The organism is Sinorhizobium sp. CB7, from assembly GCF_041357635.1.
In the GTDB taxonomy this organism is placed as follows: domain Bacteria; phylum Pseudomonadota; class Alphaproteobacteria; order Rhizobiales; family Rhizobiaceae; genus Rhizobium.
Window position 1 is genome coordinate 138,704 of record NZ_JAULLL010000005.1, and the last position, 21,299, is coordinate 160,002.

Genomic DNA, 21,299 nt, shown 5'->3' on the forward strand with positions numbered 1-21,299 from the left:
AAACATGCAGCATTTCAAAGCGCTACGGCGCCGTGCGTCTTATAGGACGCACGGCGCCGTAGACGAGCGGTAATAGGTCTCCACCTTGAATCTCATCGATACTTTCGGAGAGGTTTTCGTACCGCACGTGTAGAGCCGGCTCTGCCGCTGGACGTTGCCGCCAAGGCGATGGAGCGCTGCTTTTCTGCCGTAGGCTCCATCGGTTCTTCGAGAACGCCAGTACGGGAGTTGTAGCGATGTCTTGGCGGAGGCTTGCGCGCATCGATCCACCGCCGAGGGCTCGGCGGGGATAACCTTCGAAGAATCATTTGGTCGCGGAAAAAAGCATCCTCCCTGGGGATTAAGAGTGGAGGAATTTAGGTATAGTTCAGGTATTAGGGAATAGCTAAATAGGTTAGTTTAGATAATAAACTCTTATTTTTCAGTTGACGCTATGCGATACCGGCGTATGATTCGTGTATAAATGTGAATTGCGTCGAAAACTTTGAAGAATTCTTGGCATTGTAACGTATAGGTCCAGTAATGACCTTGCGTGGGGGATGCGTAATGCGTAACTTCGTTCCCGTAACTGCCGAAATAGGACCATCGCAGGTTTCGTCGCGTGCCAGAGCTGTTCTGGTCATTGGCGGCAGCGAGTTTCTTCGATCCCATCTCTGTGAAGCATTGCTCGAACGATACTGTTCGGTCACCTGCCTGGATGATTTTTCCACGGGCAGACGGCAGAATATCGCCCACTCTCATGACAAACCGGAATTTTCGCGTCGTGACTTTCGATGCGCGCGATCCGCTCGACATCGAAGCATCCTTTATTGCGGCAAGCTGCTCATCAGCCGGTCGATGGTAGCGGAGGCCGTATGAGATGTACCGGTATCTTCTCGTTACCGGCGGAGCCGGCTTCATAGGTAGCCATATCTGCAGGGCGCTGGCGCGCGTGGGGGTGGTCCCGGTCGTCTATGACAACCTGTCGACAGGGCATCCGGACAATGTTCGATGGGGACCGCTCGTCGAGGGCGACCTGCAAGACCGTCGCCGGTTGACGACGGCGATTCGGAAATATCGGCCTCAAGGTGTGATCCATTGTGCGGCGAGCGCCCATGTCGGCGAATCCTCCGCGCATCCAAGAAAATATGACTGCAGCAATGTCGGAGGCAGCCTGGCGCTTCTGGAGACCTGTCTGGGCGAAGGGCTCGATCGCTTCGTTTTTTCCAGCAGATGTGCGACTTACGGCATACCGGCGTTTCTGCCGATCCGCGAAGAGATGGCGCACGTGCCGATCGATCCTTACGAGCGGACCAAGCTGATTTTCGAGAGCATGCTCGACGACTATGTGGCCGCCTATGGCCTGCGCTATGTGACGCTGCGTTACTTCAATGCCGCCGACGCAGATCCAGCAGAAGAACTTTCGGAGTGGCACGATGCGGAAACGCATCATATCTGCGATCTGGCGCAGGCTCATGTCTCGGCGATCGACTATCTGCTGGCCGGCGGCACTTCCCTCAGCCTCAATCTGGGATCGGACCAGGCAACATCCGTGAGGGAAATCCTCGGGTCTATCCGGCACGTCACCGGCAAAGTTGTGCCGTTGGTCTTCGAGAAGCGACGAGCAGACGATCCGCCGTTGCACTTTTCCGACGCGCGCGAGGCAAGGATTCGTCTCGGCTTTGCTCCCCTGTTTTCCGATATTCATACGATCATCCGAATGGCGCCCTCCTTTGGGTTCAGGTTGTCATCATGACGATCGATGTTGCACGCGCGCTCGACTGGCCTGTCGAGCCCGTCTTTTATGGCCAGAGCAAAACGGTCCATCGACTGGGCCTGCAGCTTGCCGAGGTCATCTATTTCAACGATCGCGCCGCGCATCCCTGGCAGCACAACCGTGGCCATGGAAAACGACAACGATCAGTGAATAAAGCGCCGTGCGTCCCATAGACGCACAGGATCGCTGTAACACTTCGAGGTGCTGCGTGGCTTTATCTGTAAATCGAATCTGATTTACCAAACCATGCAGTGGAGGGGGCGCGCCCTTGCGGATGGCGGCATCAGTCCGTCTTCGCAAGGGCGTTGCGTATATTGTGACCGTCGGTAGAAAAGAAAGCCACTTCACCGAAAGCATGTGCTCGGATATCGTTCCGACTGCCGGCGCGGGCAGGCTGGATCGTGGCATGTGAGCAGGATGTGTATTTCGAGGTTTGCAGGCACAAAAAATCAGGAAAGATCCGCTCGCAACCCTGCCCTGCACGTCGAGAAGGCCGGCATGACAAGGCCTGGGCCGGTCGATGACGACTGAACCGATCAGACCCCGGAGCAAGCGCGTATTCTGGGTTGCGGCTGCCGCCTTCACATTCGTCATCCTGGCCGTGGTGCTGCTTGCAAACGACAAGCGAAACCTGAAGGCACTCGTGCACCACTATCAGCTTGACTGGTTCGACGACAGAATAGCTGCGCCCACCAAGGTGGAGGGGCTCCCGAAGACCGAGGTGAAACAGAAGAACATCCTCGTCCCGGCAGCGCTTCTCGACCCGGACAGTCCTCTCCCACCCGGCGAGTTTCTGCGGAAATGGCGAAATTCCGGGCCGACGCTGTGCGACAGGCTGAATGCGGCGGGCATCTCGAACAAAGGGTGGCAGATGAGCGGTTTCGACGCGAAGACGTCGGAGTGCATTCATGAGCCGACCGCAGGCAATGCGGGCGACATCGCCGACGCGGGCTCGTTTTTTCTGATCGTGAGAGGAACGACCTTGGGCGAGATCTCGATGGTTCGGATGAAGATCGTCCTTCCGCCCCCGGAGGCAGGCGGGGCGGAATTGCAGAAAAAGCTTGTCGAGGCTTACAGGAATTTCGTGGAGCAGGCCGGATGGCTCGAATTCGCGGACGCAGCCGGAGCGATAAACCGGCTGGATACCGTGGATGAAAGCCGTTTCGGAGCCGCCATTTCGTTCAGCCATGAATTTGAAAATCCCCGCGCCTTCAATTTCTTCATGACTGTGCAGGCGCGCACGCCCGGTCAACGGCGCACACGGGATTATTTCGATACCGCGCGCTGGCTGCCATCCGCTGACGAACCCTTAGCCGAGGGCCCTTCATAGTGCTCTACATCAAAGAGTTAGAGCGGGATGTCGCCAGAAAATCGCGCTCACTTTTCGGCCTCCCGCTCGATCGTCTGCAGGCACGAAATCTTCCAAGTCACACCGTCGTGATGATCGAATCAAACGGCAGAGGCGAGCGTCAAGATGCGATGAGTTGCGCGCGAACAATCGCTGGCTTATAGCTGTTCGGATCGAACAGCGCCGTGCGCCTCACAGGGCGCACAAAGGTCGCTGTAATACTTTGAATTGCCGAATGCTTTTATCCTTGAACCGGTTCCGGTTTAGGGACCATGCGGTAGGGTGATTGGACTGCTGACAAAGATGTTTTTGAGCGCACAGGCGCATCCTGGCAGGATATGAGTGGTCTGATAACGAGACTTTTCAGGATTGCACAGCCCTCGGCGCCCAAGAAGCCACAGCGGGCTCGGTTGGCCTATGATCCCTCCGAAATTGCCGCCGTTTACGCCATAGGCGACGTGCATGGATGCTATGATCAGTTGATTGAGATCGAGCGGCGGATCGTCAGCGATGGCGATACCGTCGAAGGACGCAAACTTATTGTCCTGCTTGGTGATTATGTCGATCGCGGCCCGCGTTCCAGCGAAGTCCTGGACCACCTCTGCCTGCCGCCGCCGGAAGGCTTTGAGCGCATTGCGATCTGCGGCAATCATGATGAGGCCTTTCTCGACTTTCTGACGGTGTCGCAGCCGGGCAATGCCTGGCTCAACCTGGGAGGACAGGAGACGCTTCATTCCTACGGCGTCGACTTCGAATACCTGATGCGGCATGGGCGCGTGGCGGACGTGGCTGCCGCCGCGCGTTATGCGGTTCCGGCACATCACATCGAATTCCTTCGTGCCATGCCGATCGCTCTTTCGATCGGCGATCTCGTCTTCGTTCATGCGGGCATCAAGCCCGGCGTTCCGATGCGCGAGCAGACAGACGAGGACCTGATGTGGATTAGGGAGCCTTTTCTCTCTCAGGGCCCCGGCTTGCCGATCCTGGTCATCCATGGTCATACACCGGACCAGAAGCCCGTTTTCGGCAACGACCGGATTTGCATCGACACCGCCGCTTATGCGACGGGAAATCTGACGGCGCTCAAGATCGCGCAGGGTAATTTGTGGATTCTCTAGAGCAATTCAGGAAAAGTGCGAAGCGGTTTTCCGTCCGGAACTGCGTAAAAACAAAAGTTTAGAGCGGTTCCGCGTTTCCATGAAAAGCTGAAACGCTTCTAAGAATGCTAACCACGACGATCTGGATCGATTTTCGGTAAGGCTTGCGCACTGATTCAAAGTGATAGAGCGGTCAGGCTTTTTCCGCCGATCGCTTATATGTAGAACATGGACGGAAAACCTGGAACCAGCCATGAAAGACACGGACATCGGTGAGATTTCGGCCTGGCTGACCGAACAAGGCCTGAAGGGCACTACGGAAGCAGAGCTTCTGACTGGCTTTTGCGAGCGGTGCCGCAGGGCCGGGCTCCTGATCGATCGCGGCATGGCCCTGATGGATACCTTGCATCCCGTTCATGAGGGCCGCGCCTTTCGCTGGGACAGCGAAGAAGCGGTCGAGACCGAGTTCGAATATGGTCCATCCGGAGAAGGCGAGGCACGCGATACCTGGCAGCGATCCGCCTTCTACTACCTGTGGCAGGGGACTGAGAACGAGGTTCGTCGTCGCATCGGTTTCGGCGATCCCACGGACTTCACCCTGCTGGAGACGATCCGAGAGGCCGGCCATACGGATTTCGTGGCGATGATCCATCGTTTCGCCACGGCGGGCACGATCGGCGAGATGGACTGCTTCTTCTCGCATTTCGCCACGAAAAAGCCCGAAGGCTTTTCCGATCGCGATCTGTTTCTTCTTCGCAAACTCGTCCCGGTGCTGGCGCTTGCAATCAAGTGCATCGCCCTTGGCCGGATTGCGCGCACCATTGCCGAGGTCTATCTCGGCGATGATGCAGCGCGACAGGTTCTTGAAGGCAAGATCATGCGCGGCAAAACCGAGCGTATTTCAGCGGTGCTCTGGTTCTCCGATCTCGTCGGCTATACCCGCATCTCCGACAATGCGGCGCCGGAAGAGATCATACCGCTCCTCGATGACTACAGCGGCGCGGTGATTTCTGCCATTCATGAGGCGGGCGGCGATGTCCTGAAGCTCATCGGTGACGGAGTGCTCGCCATCTTCAAGGCGGAAAAGCCCGAGGATGCCTGTATCTCGGCGCTGCTTGCGCAATCGCGGCTGCGGCAGAAGCTCGTTCTTCTGAACGAGCAGCGTTCCGCCGACGGCCGCCCACTCACAGATGTCTATCTCGGCCTGCATATCGGCGACGTCTTCTATGGCAATATCGGCAGCCAGGATCGGCTCGATTTCACCGTCATCGGCCCGGCCGTCAACGAAGTCAGCCGGATCGCGTCCATGTGCCGGTCGGTCGACCGCAATATCCTGATCTCCTCCGACTTCGCTGAGGCCATGCCGGCGACACAACGCCACCTGCTGGCTTCGGTCGGCCGTTTCGCGCTGCGCGGCGTCAAGCGGACCCAGCAACTCTTCACACTGGATCATCCCGAACCTGGCACCTGATCGCCACCAAGTTTAAGAGCAATCTCACCTGCTTTCGCCAATTCTCTGTCGATGGCGGCGACGAGACGGGAATCGTCAGCGGTGACGTCGGGAGCAAAGCGCGCAACCAATTCGCCATTTCTTCCGATCAAGAATTTCTCGAAGTTCCAGAGAATTTCGCTGTCGTCGGCGACCGCGAGACCACGGTCCTTGAGCCGCTCACGCATCGGGCCGTCGCCGGTCGTTGCGACGGCGGACGCGGTCAGGAGCTGATAAAGGGGATGCTTTCCTTCACCCTTGACGGAGATTTTGGAGAAGATCGGGAACTGCACGTCATAGGTGCTGGTGCAGAACGCCACGATCTCGGCATCCGTACCGGGTTCCTGATTCTTGAAATCGTTGGCCGGGAAGGCTGCGATGACAAAACCGCGATCCCTCTTGTCTTCATAGAGCTTTTCCAGCCCTTCATATTGCGCGCTCAGCCCGCATTTGGAGGCGACATTGACAATGAGTATGACCTGTCCGCGGTATTCGTTCAGTGTCGTATCACGTCCGTCGGCGCGTTTCACCGGTATTTCAAGCAGCTTTCCAGTCATAAAATTCATTCCAGTTTCAATGAGATCATAGAATCGGGATGGACATTTGCCTTGCGCGTATCCAACTGTCACTCGGATTTAAAGGAATGCGGCGCGACATCGCAACAACGAGCAGCGACCCATAATGTCACGGCTTCATCATCCGCCAGCATTTTCCGAACAGGTTTGGCGGATGGAGCAAATTCGCTTAACAGGAAACCGTACGACGCAAATCGAGGTAGCGAAATGTTTCAGGCAACAGCGATCGATCAGAACGACAAGCCGCAATTCTATCGGGAGCTTGGCAAGCAGCTGCGGGCTTTGCTGTCGGGTGAGACCGACGCGATCGCGAATGCGGCAAACACGTCTGCCCTGATGTTCCAGATGATGCCCGATCTCAATTGGGCGGGTTTCTATTTTCTTCAGTCGGAAGACGAGCTGGTTCTCGGTCCCTTCCAGGGTAAGCCGGCTTGTGTGCGCATCGCAGTTGGACGTGGCGTGTGTGGAACGGCCGTGGAAGAGGAAAGGTCGATCCTGGTCGAAGATGTTCATGCGTTTCCGGGCCATATCGCCTGCGATGCCGCATCGCGATCTGAACTTGTCGTCCCGATCACCCATAACGGGGAGATCCTGGGCGTGATCGACCTGGACAGCCCCGTGTCCGCCCGGTTCGATGCCGATGATCAGGCCGGTATCGAAGCCCTGGCGGAGATCTTCTCGAAGGCCAGTCTCTGGGAGAATTGAGGCGCGCTCCGAAAGGAGCGGTGCGCCTCTCAAGCCGTCTGGGTGAGAGGATTACAAATACGCTCCAGAATGGTTGACGCCTTGCTGCTGTGGCGCTCTTTATGCCGCAGGATCCGGAAATCCCTGGCAGGCAAATCGAAAGCTGCCCTTTTAAGCAGGCCCTGCTGAAGATAGAGACCCGCGGCCGCACTGGAAACGGCTGCGGCGCATTGTCCTGCGCAAACGGCGGATAAAACCGCCTCATTCGACGGCAGAACAACCGCGGTCTGCAGTGCGCTCGCGGATATGCCGAGCCTTGCCACGGCTGCTTCGAACTCCGAGCGCGTCCCCGATCCTTCTTCCCGCATTACCCAATAGCTGCCCGAAGCCAGGTCTTCTACGCATAGTGGACGTCCATCAGCCCATGGATGTTCGGGTGCAACGACGATCACGAGAGCATCCTGCGCCACGACCTTCGATGAGAGTGCCGGCGCGTCAACTTTGCCTTCGACGAAGCCGAGCTCGGCCTCGCCCGCGATCACTGCGTCTGCGACCGTGCGCGTGTTGCCGATCGTCAGGTCGAGCTCGATGCCCGGATAGTCGCTGTGAAAACGCATGAGACGTGGCGGCAGCCAGGAGGTGGCTATGGTCTGGCTGGCATGAACGCTGAGCTTGCCGCGCGCCAGGCCGCCAAGTTCGGAGAGCACGAGTTCGGCCGATCGGACACGGGCGAGCGTTGCCTTCGCCTCGCCCAGAAAGAGACGGCCAGCCTGTGTCAGCTCGATGTGCCGGCCGACACGGTGGAAGAGCTCGACACGATAATAGGCTTCGAGATTCCTGATCGCCGAGCTGACCGCCGATGGCGTCAGGTGAACGGCTTCGGCCGCCTGCGTCAGATGCTCGCGCTCGGCGACGGCGACAAAGATGGCGAGCTGTTCGAAGGTCATGGGAAATCGTTCTAATTTATCGAATGAAACGTAGAAGAATATTCGATGGATGTCGATATTTATGAATGAGACATTCTCGTCATCGACCAAAAACGGAAATGACGACCATGATATTGCTCAGGCGTGCGCAGCAGGTTCTGCCGGGAGTGGCGCTCTGTGGTGCCGTAGCGTTGGCAGCGTTCATGGCGGAGCATGCCGAAATCGCGGTTTTTGGCGGCAGATGGATCGAGAGCCTCGTGCTTGCCATTGCATTCGGCATGGTGCTGTGCACCGTCAGGCCCATCGATCGGCGCATGCGTCCCGGAATCGATTTCAGCGCCAAGATGTTGCTCGAGATCGCGATCGTTCTGCTCGGAGGTTCCATTAGTCTCTCCACCATCGGGGCGGCAGGGCTGCCGCTCATCGGCGGGATTGCGCTCATTGTGGTGTTCTCGATCGTCATCAGCTATGCGATAGGCCGGCTGTTCGGTCTGCCGCCGAAGCTCGCGACGCTGATCGCCTGCGGCAATTCCATCTGCGGAAATTCGGCAATCGTGGCGGTTGCCCCCGTCATCGAGGCCAAATTGGAGGAAATAACCGCAGCACTCGCCTTCACGGCTGTGCTGGGAGTCGTCGCAGTCTTCCTGCTGCCGCTCCTCCATTTTGATGCCGGCATGAGCGTGTCGGAATATGGGGTGCTTGCCGGCCTGACCGTCTATGCGGTGCCGCAGGTGCTGGCTGCGACCGCGCCGGTCGGCGTCCTTGCGGTGCAAACGGGCACGCTGGTCAAGCTGATCCGGGTGTTGATGCTCGGCCCTGTCATCTTAATGATGGGCGTTCTCAGCAAGGCCGAGGCGCGGGGTGATGGGTTTCATTCGGTTCATCATCCGATCGTCCCCTGGTTCATCGTCGGCTTTCTCCTCACGATGAGCCTGCGTTCGTTCGGATTCATCCCGGAGGCCGTGCTCGCTCCGATGTCGCTGGTCTCGAATGGTTTGACGGTGATTGCCATGGCCGCCCTGGGATTGTCCGTCAACATCCGTGCGGTCGCCCATGCCGGGGGACGGGTCATTGCGGTCGCGACCTTGTCACTCGTTGCGCTTGGCATTGCCAGCTATGCGCTGATCACGATCCTGCGGATTTCGTGACCGCGAACCCGGCGTGCGTATCGCCGAGTGCGGCGGCAATCGAGATAAAATTGCGGACAAGTGCGAGCCTGGTCTTGTGGGGATAGGCGAGGTAGAGCGGAAGCAGCGGCAAGGCACCCGGGGCGAGCGGACGATAGATCACGGATTCCCGATGCAGAACCTGCATAGAGGCGGGCACCAGCGTTAGCCCGCGTCCGGCGGCGACGAGATTGAGCGCGGCGATCAGGCGATAAACCTCGTCCGAGATATTCGGAGTGATGCCGGCGGCCGTGAAAATATTGAAGATCTTCTCGAAAATGCCCGGGCCATCGGGCCGGCGGTAGACGACGAGATCCTGGTCCGCCAACATCTGCAAGGTCACCGGTTCCAGCGGCCATGCTGCGAGCGGGTGTGTTCGAGGCACCGCCACCAGCATGTCCTCCTCGGACAGGATCGTGCCCGTCAGATCGGGGAAACGGTCGACTGCAATGTGAAGCAGGGCGACATCGATGCGTCGCTGCTGCAAGCCAAGGATCAGTTCATAGGTTTCGCTTTCCTCCACCGCTATCTTCACCAGCGGGTAAGCCTCACGAAATACTTGCAGCAGCTTCGGGGCGAGCACATGCAGTGATGCGGAACTGGTGAATCCGATCGAGAGCCGGCCGCTTTCGCCCCGATCGAAGCGGCGGATATGGTCGATCGCCTCGCTGGCGCGCTTGAGAATATCGCGGGCATCTTCCAGGAAAACCTCGCCGGCGCTGTTCAGCGATATTCGTTTCGGCTGGCGATCGAAGAGCTCCACCCCGAGTTCGTCCTCGAGTGCCTTGATCTGCTGACCAAGGGGCGGCTGCTGGATGCCCAGCCGTTCTGCCGCGCGGGTGATGCTGCCTTCTTCCGCCACCGCGACAAAGTATCTCAAGTGCCGAAGTTCCATGCCGGTATCCCTCTGGTTTTCAGCCATATAAACATAAAACGTATCAAACATGAATTATATAAATATTTTACATACTGATATTTGGCTTTTATCAATGACGTTAGTTCTTGGATGAGGAGCCAAAGGGAGAATGCCATGGCCAAATTCAAACCCTCGATCGCCATCGTCGGAGCAGGCATGGGAGGCCTTGCCGCCGCCGCCACGTTGCGCCAGGTCGGCATCGACGTGAACGTCTACGAGCAGACGCCGAAGTTCGCCCGCATCGGCGCGGGCATCCAGATGCTTCCGAATTCCACGCGTGTCCTGCACGGCATAGGCGTTCTCGATGGACTGCGAAAGATTGCATTCGAGCCTTATTCCCACCTGAACCGTGTCTGGGATACCGGCGAGATCAAGCGCGAACTTCCGATGCCGGAGAGCCTCTATGGCTCTCCCTTCCTTTGCATGCACCGCGCCGATCTTCATGAAGCACTTTATTCCGTTCTGCCCCCGGAGATCGTTCATCTCGGCAAAAAACTCGTCGGGCTTGATCAGGCGAAAGGCCGCGTGACGCTCTCCTTCGCCGATGGAACCAAGGCGGAAGCCGATGCCGTGATCGGCGCCGACGGCGTGCATTCTCTGGTCCGAGACATTGTCGTCGGTCCGGACGCACCGATCCACAAGGGCCGGATCGCCTATCGCGCGGTCTTCGACGCCAGCCTGATGAAGGGAGGCAAAATCACCCCCTCCAGAACGAAATGGTGGGGTATCGACCGACACATCGTCATCTATTACACCGCCGCCGATCGCAGCACGCTCTATTTCGTCACCAGCGTTCCCGAGCCTGCGGACTGGCTGACGGCGGAATCCTGGTCCGCCAAGGGTGACGTGCATGAGTTGCGTGCTGCCTATGAGGGCTTCCATCCCGAAGTGCGCATGGTGCTGGAAGCCTGCCCGGATTGCCATAAATGGGCGATCCTCGAGCGCGAGCCGCTGCCGCACTGGAGCGACGGCCGCGTCGTCCTGCTCGGCGATGCCTGCCATCCGATGACGCCTTACATGGCACAGGGTGCGGCCACCTCCATCGAGGATGCGGCGGTCCTGGCGCGGTGCCTGGCGGATGTCGACAATGACGACATCGAAGGAGCGTTCCGACGCTACGAGGCGAACCGCAAGCCACGTACCTCGCGCATTCAGGCGATCTCCAGCGCCAATACCTGGATGTCGGGCGGCAACGACGATACGTCCTGGCTCTATGGCTATGACGCATGGAACGTGCCGCTCGTCGGCGAACACGACATGGCTTTGGCCGGCTGAGGCCGCCATGTCGCAATCTACGCCATCGGTGGTGTCCAGATGACTGCAGACCACATCACAGCCAGGGATGGTGCAAGGCTCGCGTTTAACCGCGCCGGCCCTCGCGGGGCTGACGTCCCGCGGATCGGCCTCATCCATTCGCTGGCCCTTGACGCGAGCGTCTGGGACGACGTCATCGCGGAGCTTGCGGTGGAGGCGGATCTCGTAGCCATCGACTGCCGCGGGCATGGACGCTCAAGCCGGTCAGCCGTTCCGTATACGATCGAAATGTTTGGCGACGACATCGCCGACATTTTCGATCATCTCGGCTGGGATAATGCGATCGTGGCCGGCTGCTCGATGGGCGGTTGCGTCGCGCAAGCCTTTGCCGCCCGTCATCCCGACCGGGTCCGGGGACTTCTGCTGATAGATACCACGGCCTGGTACGGCCAGGACGCTCCGGCCGAATGGCGCAAGCGCGCCGAACGGGCGAAGGCCGAAGGACTGGCTTCGATGGCCGAATTCCAGGTCACGCGCTGGTTCGGTGACCGCTTTCGGCGGGAGCACCCCGCGCGCGTGATGGATGCGATGAATGTTTTCGCCGCGAACAATATCGAATGCTATGCGGCGACTTGCGAAATGCTGGGCAAAGTCGACCTCAGGTCGAGCCTTGCCGAATTCCTGTTTCCGGTTGCCATTGTCGTGGGGGAGGAAGACTATGCGACGCCCGTTCAGGCGGCACGTGATCTTCAAGCGGCAATTCCGGATGCTTCATTAACCATCCTGCCGGCGGCAAGGCACCTGACACCGATCGAATGCCCCAAGGCAATCGCAGGCGAGATCAGGACCCTGATCGAAAGGGCAGGCAGTCACGGCAAACCCGAGAGCCGGATGATTTCAGGTCGAATCGACCCGAAATCTGAATCCGCCTCTAAATCAAAAAGTTAGAGCGGGATGTTGCCCGAAAACCGCGCACGCTTTTCGGCATCCCGCTCTAGGACAGGCGGCGCGGAAACGCCGACTGACAGTTTTGCACGTGCAACGTCTGGGAGGAGTATATGCACGATAACAAAAGTATCCTGCTCGCCGGCCATCCGGCCGAGATCGCGGCATCGGCCAAAGGCGACGCCGTTGCCAATTCTGGTCGCGCCGACGCGCTGATCGCTCGGTTCGAGGCTATCCCCTTTACGCCCTGGCACCGGCGCGCGCGCATCGTGATGGGCAGCGCAACCTTTCTCGATGCCTTCGATGCGCTGTCGCTCGCCTTCGTCCTGCCGGTCCTGGTGAAGCTTTGGTCGCTATCGCCGGCCAATATCGGCTGGCTTATTGCCGCAAGCTATATCGGACAGTTGATCGGGGCGTTGCTGTTCAGCCGGCTCGCGGAAAGCTTCGGCCGGGTCCACATGGCGGCGACCGCCACCGCCCTGATGTCGGTGATGAGCCTTGCCTGCGCGTTCACCGGTAATTTTCATCTTCTCTTCCTGTGCCGCCTGATCCAGGGCATCGGCGTGGGCGGCGAAATGCCTGTGGCTGCCGCCTATATCAGCGAGTTGCTGCGGGCGAAGGGGCGCGGCCGCAACTTCATGCTCTATGAGATGATCTTCCCGGTGGGCCTGATGATCACGGGACAGATCGGAACATTGCTTGTTCCGGCTTTCGGCTGGACGTCACTGTTCCTGCTCGGCGGGATACCGGGTCTTGTCATCACCTATCTCCTGTTCCGCCTGCCGGAATCGCCGCGCTGGCTGATCGGCCAGGGAAGGCTAAACGAGGCCGAAGCCATCATTCTCCAGGCGGAGGCGAGCGCCAAAATCCGAGATCCGGACTATGTCTACAAAGGGCGGCCGAATCTGGAGGTCGCGGGGACTGGCGAGAAAAGCCGACCAAGCGCTCCTCAGCAACGCAGCCGCTGGAGCGAGCTGCTCTCAGGCACCTACCGCTGGCGGACACTGATCGCCTGGGTGCTGTGGGCCAGCTCCTTCTTTGTCGCCAACAGTCTCAACAACTGGATGCCGACCCTTTACCACACGGTCTATCAACTGGATCTCGGAACTGCGCTCAGGGCAGCTTCGATGACCAATGTCGCGCAGGTTCTCATCCTGCTGGTCTGCGCCTTCTGCATCGATCGCATCGGCAGGCGGACCTGGGCCGTCGTTTCCTTCCTTATCGGCGCATTGCTGTTCGTGGCGCTCGCCGCCGGCGGTGCGGCGAGCCTCTGGTCGGTCATTCCGCTCGCGACGATTGCCTATGGCATCGTCGGTTCGGTCAACGCCGTCCTCTATCTCTATACGCCGGAAATCTACCCGACCCGCATGCGGGCGATCGGTACTGGTCTCGCAACCTCCTGGCTCCGGATTGCGTCCGCCGTCGGGCCGACGATCGTTGGCTATCTCGTCGGTGCACAGGGCATCAACTCGGTCTTCGTGATGCTCGCCATCGTCGCCGGCATCGGCGCGATTGCGGCAACAAGGATGATCGAAACCGGCGGCCGGAAGCTGGAGGATATTGCCTCCTGATCAGCGCGGACTGCGTAATTTAAAGTGCTACAGCCCCGTGCGTCTGAAAAGATGCGCGGGGCTGTAATCGCTACCACTCGGCGAAGCTGCCATCGGCGTGGCGCCAGATCGGATTGCGCCAGCGATGGCCTTCCTTGGCGCGTTCGATGACATAGGCCTCGTCCACCTCGATGCCGAGGCCGGGTCCTTGCGGGATGGTGACGAAACCGTCCTCGTAATGGAAGACCTCCTTGTTGGCGATATAGTCCAGGATGTCGTTGCCTTCGTTGTAGTGGATGCCGAGGCTCTGTTCCTGGATGAAGGCGTTATAGCTGACGGCATCGATCTGCAGACAGGCGGCGAGCGCGATCGGGCCGAGCGGACAATGCGGCGCCAGCGCCACGTCATAGGCTTCCGCCATCGCCGCGATCTTGCGGCATTCGGTGATGCCGCCGGCATGGGACAGGTCCGGCTGTATGATGTCGACATAGCCGTCGGCGAGCACGTGCTTGAAGTCCCAGCGCGAATAGAGCCGCTCGCCGAGCGCGATCGGCGTCGAGCAATGGTTGGCGATCTCCTTCAGTGCCTCCCGGTGTTCGGACAGGACGGGTTCCTCGATGAACATCAGCTTGTAGGGCTCGAGTTCCTTGGCGAGAACCTTCGCCATCGGCCGATGGACGCGGCCGTGGAAATCGACGCCGATGCCGATATGGGGGCCGATCGTGTCGCGGATGGTGGCGATCGTCTCGACCGCCTTGTCGATCTTTTCGTTGGTGTCGACGATCTGCAGTTCCTCACAGCCGTTGAGCTTGATCGCCTTGAAGCCGCGGGCGACGACGTCGCGGGCATTGGCTGCGACATCCGACGGCCGATCCCCGCCGATCCAGGAGTAGACCTTGATCCGGTCGCGGCATTGGCCTCCGAGCAGGGAATGCACCGGCACCCCGAGCGCCTTTCCCTTGATGTCCCAGAGCGCTTGGTCGATGCCGGCAAGCGCACTCATATGGATCGCGCCGCCGCGATAGAAGCCGCCGCGATAGAGTACGTTCCAGTGGTCCTCGATCAGGAACGGATCCTTGCCGATCAGGTAGTCCGCAAGCTCGTGCACCGCCGTCTCGACGGTCAGCGCGCGGCCCTCGACCACCGGCTCGCCCCAACCGACGACGCCCTCATCGGTTTCGATCTTCAGGAACAGCCAGCGTGGCGGAACGATATAGGTCGTCAGCTTGGTGATTTTCATGGCAATGCTTCCGTCTCGATTTCAGGATGACGTCGACGGCCCTGGGCCTAATTCCGATTCCTCAGGGCATGCTTTCGGTTCGGCTACTCGCTTTGCTCGCGGCGGCAAGATCGCGCGCCGCCAGATCGAGCATGCGGTTGGCGCAGATCCGGGCGCGTTCCCGATCGCGCAGGCGAAGGGCTTCGACCAGTTCGCCATGCAGGAGGATGGCGTCATCGCGATTTTCCGCCGCGATGTTCGAAGCATGCAGCGCGTATTGCAGCGCGGCATGGATGATGGTTGCAAGCCGGCGGAAGATCTGATTGTGGCTGGCGCTCAGCAGCACCGAATGGAACATCACGTCCGCCTCGGTGAAACTTTCAGGGTCGCCGGCGGAATCGCGCATCCGCCGCCAGGCGTTGTCCAGATCGGCAATTTCCTGCGCGGTCGCGCGTTCGGCCGCGTATTCGGCGGCAGCAGGCTCGAACGTGCGCCGGGCTTCAAGAATGCAGCCGAGAAGATCGAAGCTGCTGATATAGGGTCCCATCCATTCGAGAACGTCCTGATCGAGGATGTTCCAATCGTCCTGCTCGCAGACCGTGGTGCCTATGCGCGGCCTGCCACGGACGAGCCCCTTCGATTCCAGCACTTTCAACGATTCACGGATAACCGTGCGGCTGACGCCGTAAAGCTCGCAGAGATCGTTTTCACGCGGCAAGGGTGAACCCGGGGGATAGCGTTTCGAACAGATATCGCGGGCAATCGCGGCCATCACGTTGCCGCGTACGCGCGGGCGGCGCCCGGCTGCCTGGGTGTCTGTCCCACTCTGCCGTCCGATTGTTTCCAACTGCTCTCTCCACCTTGCTTGCGCATCCAACTTCCGCCTGCTTATCGGGATTCGTCAGGCTTTGCGACAAGCTCCTCCTGCGCCGACCAACCGGCGACCCTTTTCTATTATTCCAATCATCATACATTGGCAATTGACTGGTATGATGATTTATCATAATTCAATGGTGCTGCCGGGGAGGCAGACGCTCAGATTTGGGAGAGAGACATGCGCTTTTTTAAAGCAGCCATTCTGGCTGGCACCGTTGCCATCGTCACAGCCAGCTCCGCCTTTGCCGCAGACGTGAAGATCGGTTTCGTCGTCAAGCAACCCGAAGAACCGTGGTTCCAGGACGAATGGAAGTTTGCCGACATGGCCGCCAAGGAAAAGGGCTTCACGCTCGTCAAGATCGGCGCCGAAGACGGTGAAAAGGTCCAGTCGGCGATCGACAATCTCGGCGCGCAAGGCGCACAGGGCTTCATCATTTGCACGCCCGACGTCAAGCTCGGTCCCGGCATCGTCGCCAAGGCTGCCGCCAATGAGCTCAAGCTGATGACGGTCGACGATCGGCTTGTCGACGCGGAAGGAAAGCCGCTGGAAGATGTGCCGCATATGGGTATCTCGGCGACCAAGATCGGCGAAACCGTTGGTCAGGCGATTGTCGACGAGCTCAAGAAGCGCGGCTGGGACATGAAGAATGTCGGCGCTATCCGCGTTTCCTACGACCAGCTTCCGACGGCCGTCGACCGCGTCGAAGGCGCGATTTCCGTGTTGAAGGCCGCAGGCTTCCCGGCGGAAAACATCTTCGATGCGCCGCAGGCAAAGACCGACACGGAGGCTGCGCTCAATGCCGCAACGACCGTTCTCAACGGTCATGCGGACATCAAGTATTGGGTCGCCTTCGGCCTCAATGACGAAGCCGTCCTCGGCGCGGTTCGTGCCACCGAGTCGGTCGGCATTCCGGCCTCCAATGTCATCGGTGTCGGCATCGGTGGTGCGGATTCCGCGATCAACGAGTTCAAGAAGCCATCCGCGACGGGTTTCTTCGGTTCGGTCATCATCTCGCCGAAGCGTCATGGCTATGAGACCGCGATCGACATGTATGACTGGATCGCCAACGACAAGGAGCCGCCGAAGCTCACGCTGACTGCCGGCCAGCTTGCGCTGCGCGACAACTACCAGGAAGTCCGCAAGGAACTTGGAATCGAATAATCATCCTTCTATTGCGCTGTAGGGTGATAGGATCCGGCGGCTATTGCCGCCGGACATTCAGGATGAGGACATGATGACCGCTTTCCTCGAATTCAAAGGCATTTCCAAAGGCTATCCCGGCGTTCAGGCGCTCGCCAATGTTTCCTTTTCGGTAGAGAAAGGCGCCGTCCACGGCCTCATGGGCGAGAACGGCGCCGGCAAATCGACGCTGATCCGCGTGCTCTCCGGCGACCAGTCGGCCGATGCCGGCAGCATCCTGATCGAGGGCGCGGAGCAGCATTATGGTTCGGTGCGCGATGCCTTCCATGCCGGTGTCATTGTCATTCACCAGGAACTGCAGCTCGTTCCGGAGCTGACGGTCGCCGAAAATCTCTGGCTCGGGCGGTTCCCGGGCAAGGGCGGCGTCATCAACGCCAAGGTGCTGATCGAAACCGTCAGGACCAAGCTTGCCGAGATCGGCATCGATGTCGATCCGACCGCCAAGGTGTCGTCGCTGTCGATCGGCGCGCGGCAGATGGTGGAGATCGCCAAGGCTGTGATGGTCAATGCCCGCGTCATCGCGCTCGACGAGCCGACCTCGTCGCTTTCATCACGTGAAAGCGAGATCCTCTTTTCCCTGATCGACCGGCTGAAATCGAACGGCACGGTTATCCTCTACGTCTCGCATCGGCTGGATGAAATCTTCCGGCTCTGCGACAGCCTCACGGTGTTGCGCGACGGCAAGCTTGCTGCGCATCATCCGGATGTCTCGAAAGTGACGCGCGAGCAGATCATTTCCGAGATGGTCGGTCGCGAGATCAGCAATATCTGGGCCTGGCGGGAACGTCCGCTTGGCGATGTGCGTCTCGAAGTGAGGAATCTTTCCGGGCCGAAGCTGCGCAATCCAATCAGTTTTTCCGTCCGCCGCGGCGAGATCCTCGGCTTCTTTGGCTTGATCGGCGCGGGCCGCAGCGAGATGGCGCGACTGCTTTTCGGTGCCGACCATCGCAGCCAGGGAAGCGTCGCGATCGATGGCGTTACGGTACGGCCGGATAATCCGCAGGCGGCGATCCACGCCGGCATGGTGCTCTGCCCGGAGGACCGCAAATTCGACGGCATCATTCAGGGCCGATCGATCGAGGAGAATATCGCCATCTCCTCCCGGCGGCATTTCTCCCGCTTCGGCGTGCTCGATCTGCGCAGAGAGGGCGAGCTTGCCGAACGGTTCATCGCCAAGCTGCGCGTGCGCACGCCGTCGCGCAAACAGGACATCATAAATCTCTCCGGCGGCAATCAGCAGAAGGTCATCCTTGGGCGCTGGCTTTCGGAGCAAGGCGTCAAGGTTCTGGTGATCGACGAGCCGACGCGCGGCATCGACGTTGGCGCGAAATCGGAAATATACGAGATCCTCTACGAACTTGCGGCCGATGGCATGGCAATCGTCGTGATCTCCAGCGAACTGCCCGAGGTCATGGGTATTTCCGACCGGATCATGGTCATGTGCGGCGGTCGGGTCGCAGCCAATGTCGCTCGGGCGGATTTCGACGAGCGCAGCATCCTGACGGCGGCGCTTCCAGACAAGAACGCCGCGGGCACAATTTGATTCAGGGAATTAGGCGATGAAATCTTTGAAAAAAATCGTTCTCGGCGAGCAAGGCCTTGTGGTCATCTTCGCGGTCGCCTTCATCATCGTGTCGCTTGCGGTTCCGAACTTCCTCACCGAGCGCAACATGTTCGGTCTGCTGCAATCGGTAGTCACGATCGGTATCGTCGCCTGCACCATGATGTTCTGCCTTGCCTCGCGCGATTTCGATCTTTCTGTTGGTTCGACCGTGGCCTTCTCGGGCATGATTGCGGTCATGGTCTCGAATTCGACAGGCTCGATCCCGGTTGGATTGCTCGCCGCGCTTCTCTGTGGCGCCGTCGTCGGCGTGGTCAACGGCATCGTCATCGCCAAGTTCAGGATCAACGCGCTTATCACCACGCTCGCGACGATGCAGATCGTGCGCGGCATGGCGCTGATCGCTTCGGACGGCCGCGCGGTCGGCATCAACGATCCGACCTTCTATCAGCTGGCGCTTTCCCGTCTGTTCGGGATTCCGACACCAATCTGGATCATGGTGGCCCTCTTCATCCTCTTCGGCTTCGTCCTGAACCGGACCGTCTTCGGCAAGAATACGCTTGCGATCGGCGGCAATCCGGAGGCCTCCCGGCTTGCCGGCGTCAACGTCGTCAACATGCGCATCTGGATCTTCGCGCTGCAGGGTCTTGTCTGCGCCATCGCCGGCATCCTGCTTGCCTCGCGCATCACCTCCGGTCAGCCCAATGCGGCCACAGGCCTCGAACTTTCGGTCATCTCGGCCTGCGTTCTTGGGGGTGTTTCGCTTGCCGGCGGTCGTGCAGCGATGACGGGCGTGATCGTCGGCGTGCTCATCCTGGGAATTGCCGAGAATGTCATGAATCTCCTGAATATCCAGGCCTTCTATCAATACGTCGTGCGTGGTCTCATCCTCCTTGTTGCAGTTCTGCTCGACAATCTGCGGTCGAGGGCGATAGGGCGCCGCGGGTGAGCAAAGAGCGCGGCGACGGCGAGCTTCTTCTTCGCGATCGCGATCTCGTCATGCGGGTCAGCCGTCGCGGCGGAGCGTTGATGTCGGCAAGATATCGCGGTTCGTCGTTCATGGTCGGAGCCGGCGGGCCGGGTGGCGATATGGCGAGCTTCCCGCTCGTGCCCTTCGGCAACCGTGTCGAAGGAAATGTCTTTCATTTCGACGGTCGCGACTATCGATTCCAACCGAACAGTGCCGATCCCCTTTATCTGCATGGGGACGGCTGGCTGGAACGCTGGAATGTCGATGACGCCGACAGGCGCCGTGTTCGTCTTTCGCTGTCTCATCATCCCGACGCGGTTTCGCCTTACCGGTATCAGGCGGAACAGGACATTCGCATCGAGGACGATGCAGTCGCGCTCGACCTTTCGGTGCGTAATGACGGAGACAGGCCGCTGCCCTTCGGTCTCGGCCAGCACCCGTTCTTTTTGCGCACGCCGGCAACGCGACTTACAATCCGGTGCGAGCGGTTCTGGGGAGAGCGGGGCGGACATCTGCCGGGTCCGGCGTCACCGTTGCCCGTCGATCTCGATTTCTCCAATGGCGCACTGCTGCCCGGGCGCTGGGTCAACAATGCCTTTGGCGGCTGGGACGGTCATGCGACGATCGTGTGGCCGGAGCTCGGCCTCCGCGCGGAGATCGAAGCGGATCGGATCTATGGCCGCTACATGCTTTACATGCCGGTCGAACGGGCGGATTTTTTCTGTCTGGAGCCGATGAGCCATCTGCCGAACGGGCATCACATGGCCGGTCGCGGTGGACTGGCAATTTTGGCGCCCGGCGAGAGCCTTTCCGGTGGGGTAAGAATAGGGCTTGCGACGCTGCCGGAGAAATTTAGGGAGATACGGGAATGAGCGACCGTCTTGCGGGAAAGCGTATCATGATCACCGGTGCTGCACAGGGGATTGGCCTTGCGATCGCACGCGCCTTCATCCGCGAAGGAGCAAATGTCTTTCTGCTCGATCGCGACGGCCCCATGCTTGCACAGGCGGCAAGAGAACTCAGCGGCGACGAGGCCCGGATCGGCTATCTGCCGGCGGATGTCACGGACGCCGCGACGATCCGCATGGCGGTGGCGCAAGCGGGCAAAGAGATCGGGCCATTGAACGGGCTCGTCAACAATGCCGGGGTCAACGTCTTTTCCGAACCGCTTGCAACCAGCGACGAGGAATGGAGCCGCTGCTTCGACATCAATCTCAAGGGGGCCTGGAACTGCTGCAGGGCGGTTCTGCCGGGAATGATCGAAGAGGGGGGCGGCGTTATTCTCAACATCGCCTCGACCCACGCTTTCACCATCATTCCCCACACTTTTCCCTATCCGCTCGCCAAGCATGCGCTGCTGGGCATGACCAGATCGCTCGGCCTCGAATATGCAGCGCGCAACATCCGGGTGAATGCGATTGCGCCCGGCTATGTTGCGACGCAGAAGGTCATCGACTACTGGAACAGCTTTCCGGATCCCGAGGCGGCGAAGGCGGAGACGATGAAGCTGCATCCCGGCGGACGCATCGCGAGCCCGGAGGAAATCGCGATGGCTGCCGTCTTCATGATCTCCGATGAATGCCCGTTCATGAATGCCACCTGTCTAACGATCGACGGCGGCCTCAGCGTGCAGCAGCATCCGGCGTAACACGTCTTTCTTCGCTTCGGCCCAGCAATTTTTACCGCCCTGTCGTCTTCGACGGATAGAGCGTTATATTGCCGATTGCGGCGCCTTTGCGCGCGCTTCATGCAATCGGGGCGGCAGG

At 59.6% G+C, this 21,299-nt stretch carries 20 protein-coding genes; 15 read left to right on the plus strand and 5 right to left on the minus strand.

The genetic code is table 11. From position 1 onward, the window contains the following. Window positions 1-859: 859 nt before the first annotated feature. The 5 genes from AAE029_RS11485 to AAE029_RS11505 all read left to right on the plus strand — a co-directional run bounded on the left by AAE029_RS11485 (window position 860) and on the right by AAE029_RS11505 (window position 5,672). Window positions 860-1,735 (plus strand): NAD-dependent epimerase/dehydratase family protein, encoded by an 876-nt coding sequence (locus tag AAE029_RS11485; protein WP_371072971.1) that lies wholly within the window; start codon window positions 860-862, stop codon window positions 1,733-1,735. Continuing rightward, window positions 1,732-1,929, plus strand: coding sequence for a hypothetical protein (locus tag AAE029_RS11490; protein WP_371072972.1), 198 nt, complete (start codon window positions 1,732-1,734; stop codon window positions 1,927-1,929). The genes AAE029_RS11485 and AAE029_RS11490 overlap by 4 nt, the downstream gene beginning before the upstream one ends. A 347-nt stretch (window positions 1,930-2,276) precedes the next feature. Next, on the plus strand, window positions 2,277-3,086 hold the full coding sequence (locus tag AAE029_RS11495) for a DUF6030 family protein (protein ID WP_371072973.1): 810 nt from the start codon (window positions 2,277-2,279) through the stop codon (window positions 3,084-3,086). A 356-nt stretch (window positions 3,087-3,442) separates the two neighbouring features. After that, window positions 3,443-4,222 carry a metallophosphoesterase family protein gene (locus tag AAE029_RS11500; RefSeq protein WP_371072974.1) on the plus strand — a complete coding sequence of 260 codons (780 nt, stop codon included), beginning with the start codon at window positions 3,443-3,445 and terminating at the stop codon, window positions 4,220-4,222. 232 nt (window positions 4,223-4,454) lie between these two features. Next, window positions 4,455-5,672 carry an adenylate/guanylate cyclase domain-containing protein gene (locus AAE029_RS11505; RefSeq protein ID WP_371072975.1) on the plus strand — a complete coding sequence of 406 codons (1,218 nt, stop codon included), beginning with the start codon at window positions 4,455-4,457 and terminating at the stop codon, window positions 5,670-5,672. Here AAE029_RS11505 and AAE029_RS11510 read toward each other — a convergent pair. Next, on the minus strand, window positions 5,651-6,247 hold the full coding sequence (locus AAE029_RS11510; protein WP_371073169.1) for a glutathione peroxidase: 597 nt from the start codon (window positions 6,245-6,247) through the stop codon (window positions 5,651-5,653). The genes AAE029_RS11505 and AAE029_RS11510 overlap by 22 nt on opposite strands. Window positions 6,248-6,472: 225 nt before the next feature. Here AAE029_RS11510 and AAE029_RS11515 point away from each other — a divergent pair, with 225 nt between their 5' ends. Further along, window positions 6,473-6,970 (plus strand): GAF domain-containing protein, encoded by a 498-nt coding sequence (locus tag AAE029_RS11515; protein WP_371072976.1) that lies wholly within the window; start codon window positions 6,473-6,475, stop codon window positions 6,968-6,970. Window positions 6,971-6,999: 29 nt separating this feature from the next. On the opposite strand, the gene AAE029_RS11520 is transcribed toward AAE029_RS11515, so the two are convergent. After that, on the minus strand, window positions 7,000-7,896 hold the full coding sequence (locus tag AAE029_RS11520) for a LysR substrate-binding domain-containing protein (protein ID WP_371072977.1): 897 nt from the start codon (window positions 7,894-7,896) through the stop codon (window positions 7,000-7,002). A 107-nt stretch (window positions 7,897-8,003) separates the two neighbouring features. Between AAE029_RS11520 and AAE029_RS11525 the strand changes: the two genes are divergently transcribed. Continuing rightward, window positions 8,004-9,023, plus strand: a complete 1,020-nt coding sequence (locus tag AAE029_RS11525; RefSeq protein ID WP_371072978.1) for a YeiH family protein — start codon at window positions 8,004-8,006, stop codon at window positions 9,021-9,023. Here the strand turns inward: AAE029_RS11525 and AAE029_RS11530 are convergent. Next, on the minus strand, window positions 9,001-9,936 hold the full coding sequence (locus tag AAE029_RS11530) for a LysR substrate-binding domain-containing protein (protein ID WP_371072979.1): 936 nt from the start codon (window positions 9,934-9,936) through the stop codon (window positions 9,001-9,003). The two genes, AAE029_RS11525 and AAE029_RS11530, sit on opposite strands and share 23 nt — an antisense overlap. A gap of 135 nt (window positions 9,937-10,071) precedes the next feature. Here AAE029_RS11530 and AAE029_RS11535 point away from each other — a divergent pair, with 135 nt between their 5' ends. The 3 genes from AAE029_RS11535 to AAE029_RS11545 all read left to right on the plus strand — a co-directional run bounded on the left by AAE029_RS11535 (window position 10,072) and on the right by AAE029_RS11545 (window position 13,727). Further along, complete coding sequence (locus AAE029_RS11535) at window positions 10,072-11,232, plus strand: FAD-dependent monooxygenase (protein ID WP_371072980.1); 1,161 nt, start codon at window positions 10,072-10,074, stop codon at window positions 11,230-11,232. Between the two features lie 39 nt (window positions 11,233-11,271). Next, on the plus strand, window positions 11,272-12,159 hold the full coding sequence (locus AAE029_RS11540; RefSeq protein ID WP_371072981.1) for an alpha/beta fold hydrolase: 888 nt from the start codon (window positions 11,272-11,274) through the stop codon (window positions 12,157-12,159). 110 nt (window positions 12,160-12,269) lie between these two features. Then, window positions 12,270-13,727, plus strand: a complete 1,458-nt coding sequence (locus AAE029_RS11545; protein WP_371072982.1) for an MFS transporter — start codon at window positions 12,270-12,272, stop codon at window positions 13,725-13,727. 70 nt (window positions 13,728-13,797) lie between these two features. Here the strand turns inward: AAE029_RS11545 and dgoD are convergent, their stop codons facing one another. Both dgoD and AAE029_RS11555 read right to left on the minus strand, forming a co-directional pair. Then, window positions 13,798-14,946: a galactonate dehydratase gene (dgoD, locus tag AAE029_RS11550; protein WP_371072983.1), complete on the minus strand. Its 1,149-nt coding sequence runs from the start codon at window positions 14,944-14,946 to the stop codon at window positions 13,798-13,800. 61 nt (window positions 14,947-15,007) lie between these two features. After that, window positions 15,008-15,772, minus strand: coding sequence for a FadR/GntR family transcriptional regulator (locus AAE029_RS11555; RefSeq protein ID WP_371072984.1), 765 nt, complete (start codon window positions 15,770-15,772; stop codon window positions 15,008-15,010). A 207-nt stretch (window positions 15,773-15,979) separates the two neighbouring features. Between AAE029_RS11555 and AAE029_RS11560 the strand changes: the two genes are divergently transcribed. The 5 genes from AAE029_RS11560 (at window position 15,980) to AAE029_RS11580 (ending at window position 21,181) form a co-directional block, all read left to right on the plus strand. Then, a complete protein-coding gene (locus AAE029_RS11560) occupies window positions 15,980-16,963 on the plus strand; it encodes an arabinose ABC transporter substrate-binding protein (RefSeq protein ID WP_371072985.1) in 984 nt (327 codons plus the stop codon). A gap of 73 nt (window positions 16,964-17,036) precedes the next feature. Then, on the plus strand, window positions 17,037-18,545 hold the full coding sequence (araG, locus tag AAE029_RS11565; protein WP_371073170.1) for an L-arabinose ABC transporter ATP-binding protein AraG: 1,509 nt from the start codon (window positions 17,037-17,039) through the stop codon (window positions 18,543-18,545). Window positions 18,546-18,561: 16 nt separating this feature from the next. Then, complete coding sequence (araH, locus tag AAE029_RS11570) at window positions 18,562-19,512, plus strand: L-arabinose ABC transporter permease AraH (protein ID WP_371072986.1); 951 nt, start codon at window positions 18,562-18,564, stop codon at window positions 19,510-19,512. Continuing rightward, entirely contained in the window at window positions 19,509-20,405 is an 897-nt protein-coding gene (locus tag AAE029_RS11575) for an aldose 1-epimerase (protein WP_371072987.1), read from the plus strand. The genes araH and AAE029_RS11575 overlap by 4 nt, the downstream gene beginning before the upstream one ends. Beyond that, window positions 20,402-21,181, plus strand: a complete 780-nt coding sequence (locus tag AAE029_RS11580; protein ID WP_371072988.1) for an SDR family oxidoreductase — start codon at window positions 20,402-20,404, stop codon at window positions 21,179-21,181. The genes AAE029_RS11575 and AAE029_RS11580 overlap by 4 nt, the downstream gene beginning before the upstream one ends. The last annotated feature ends 118 nt before the right edge of the window (window positions 21,182-21,299 follow it).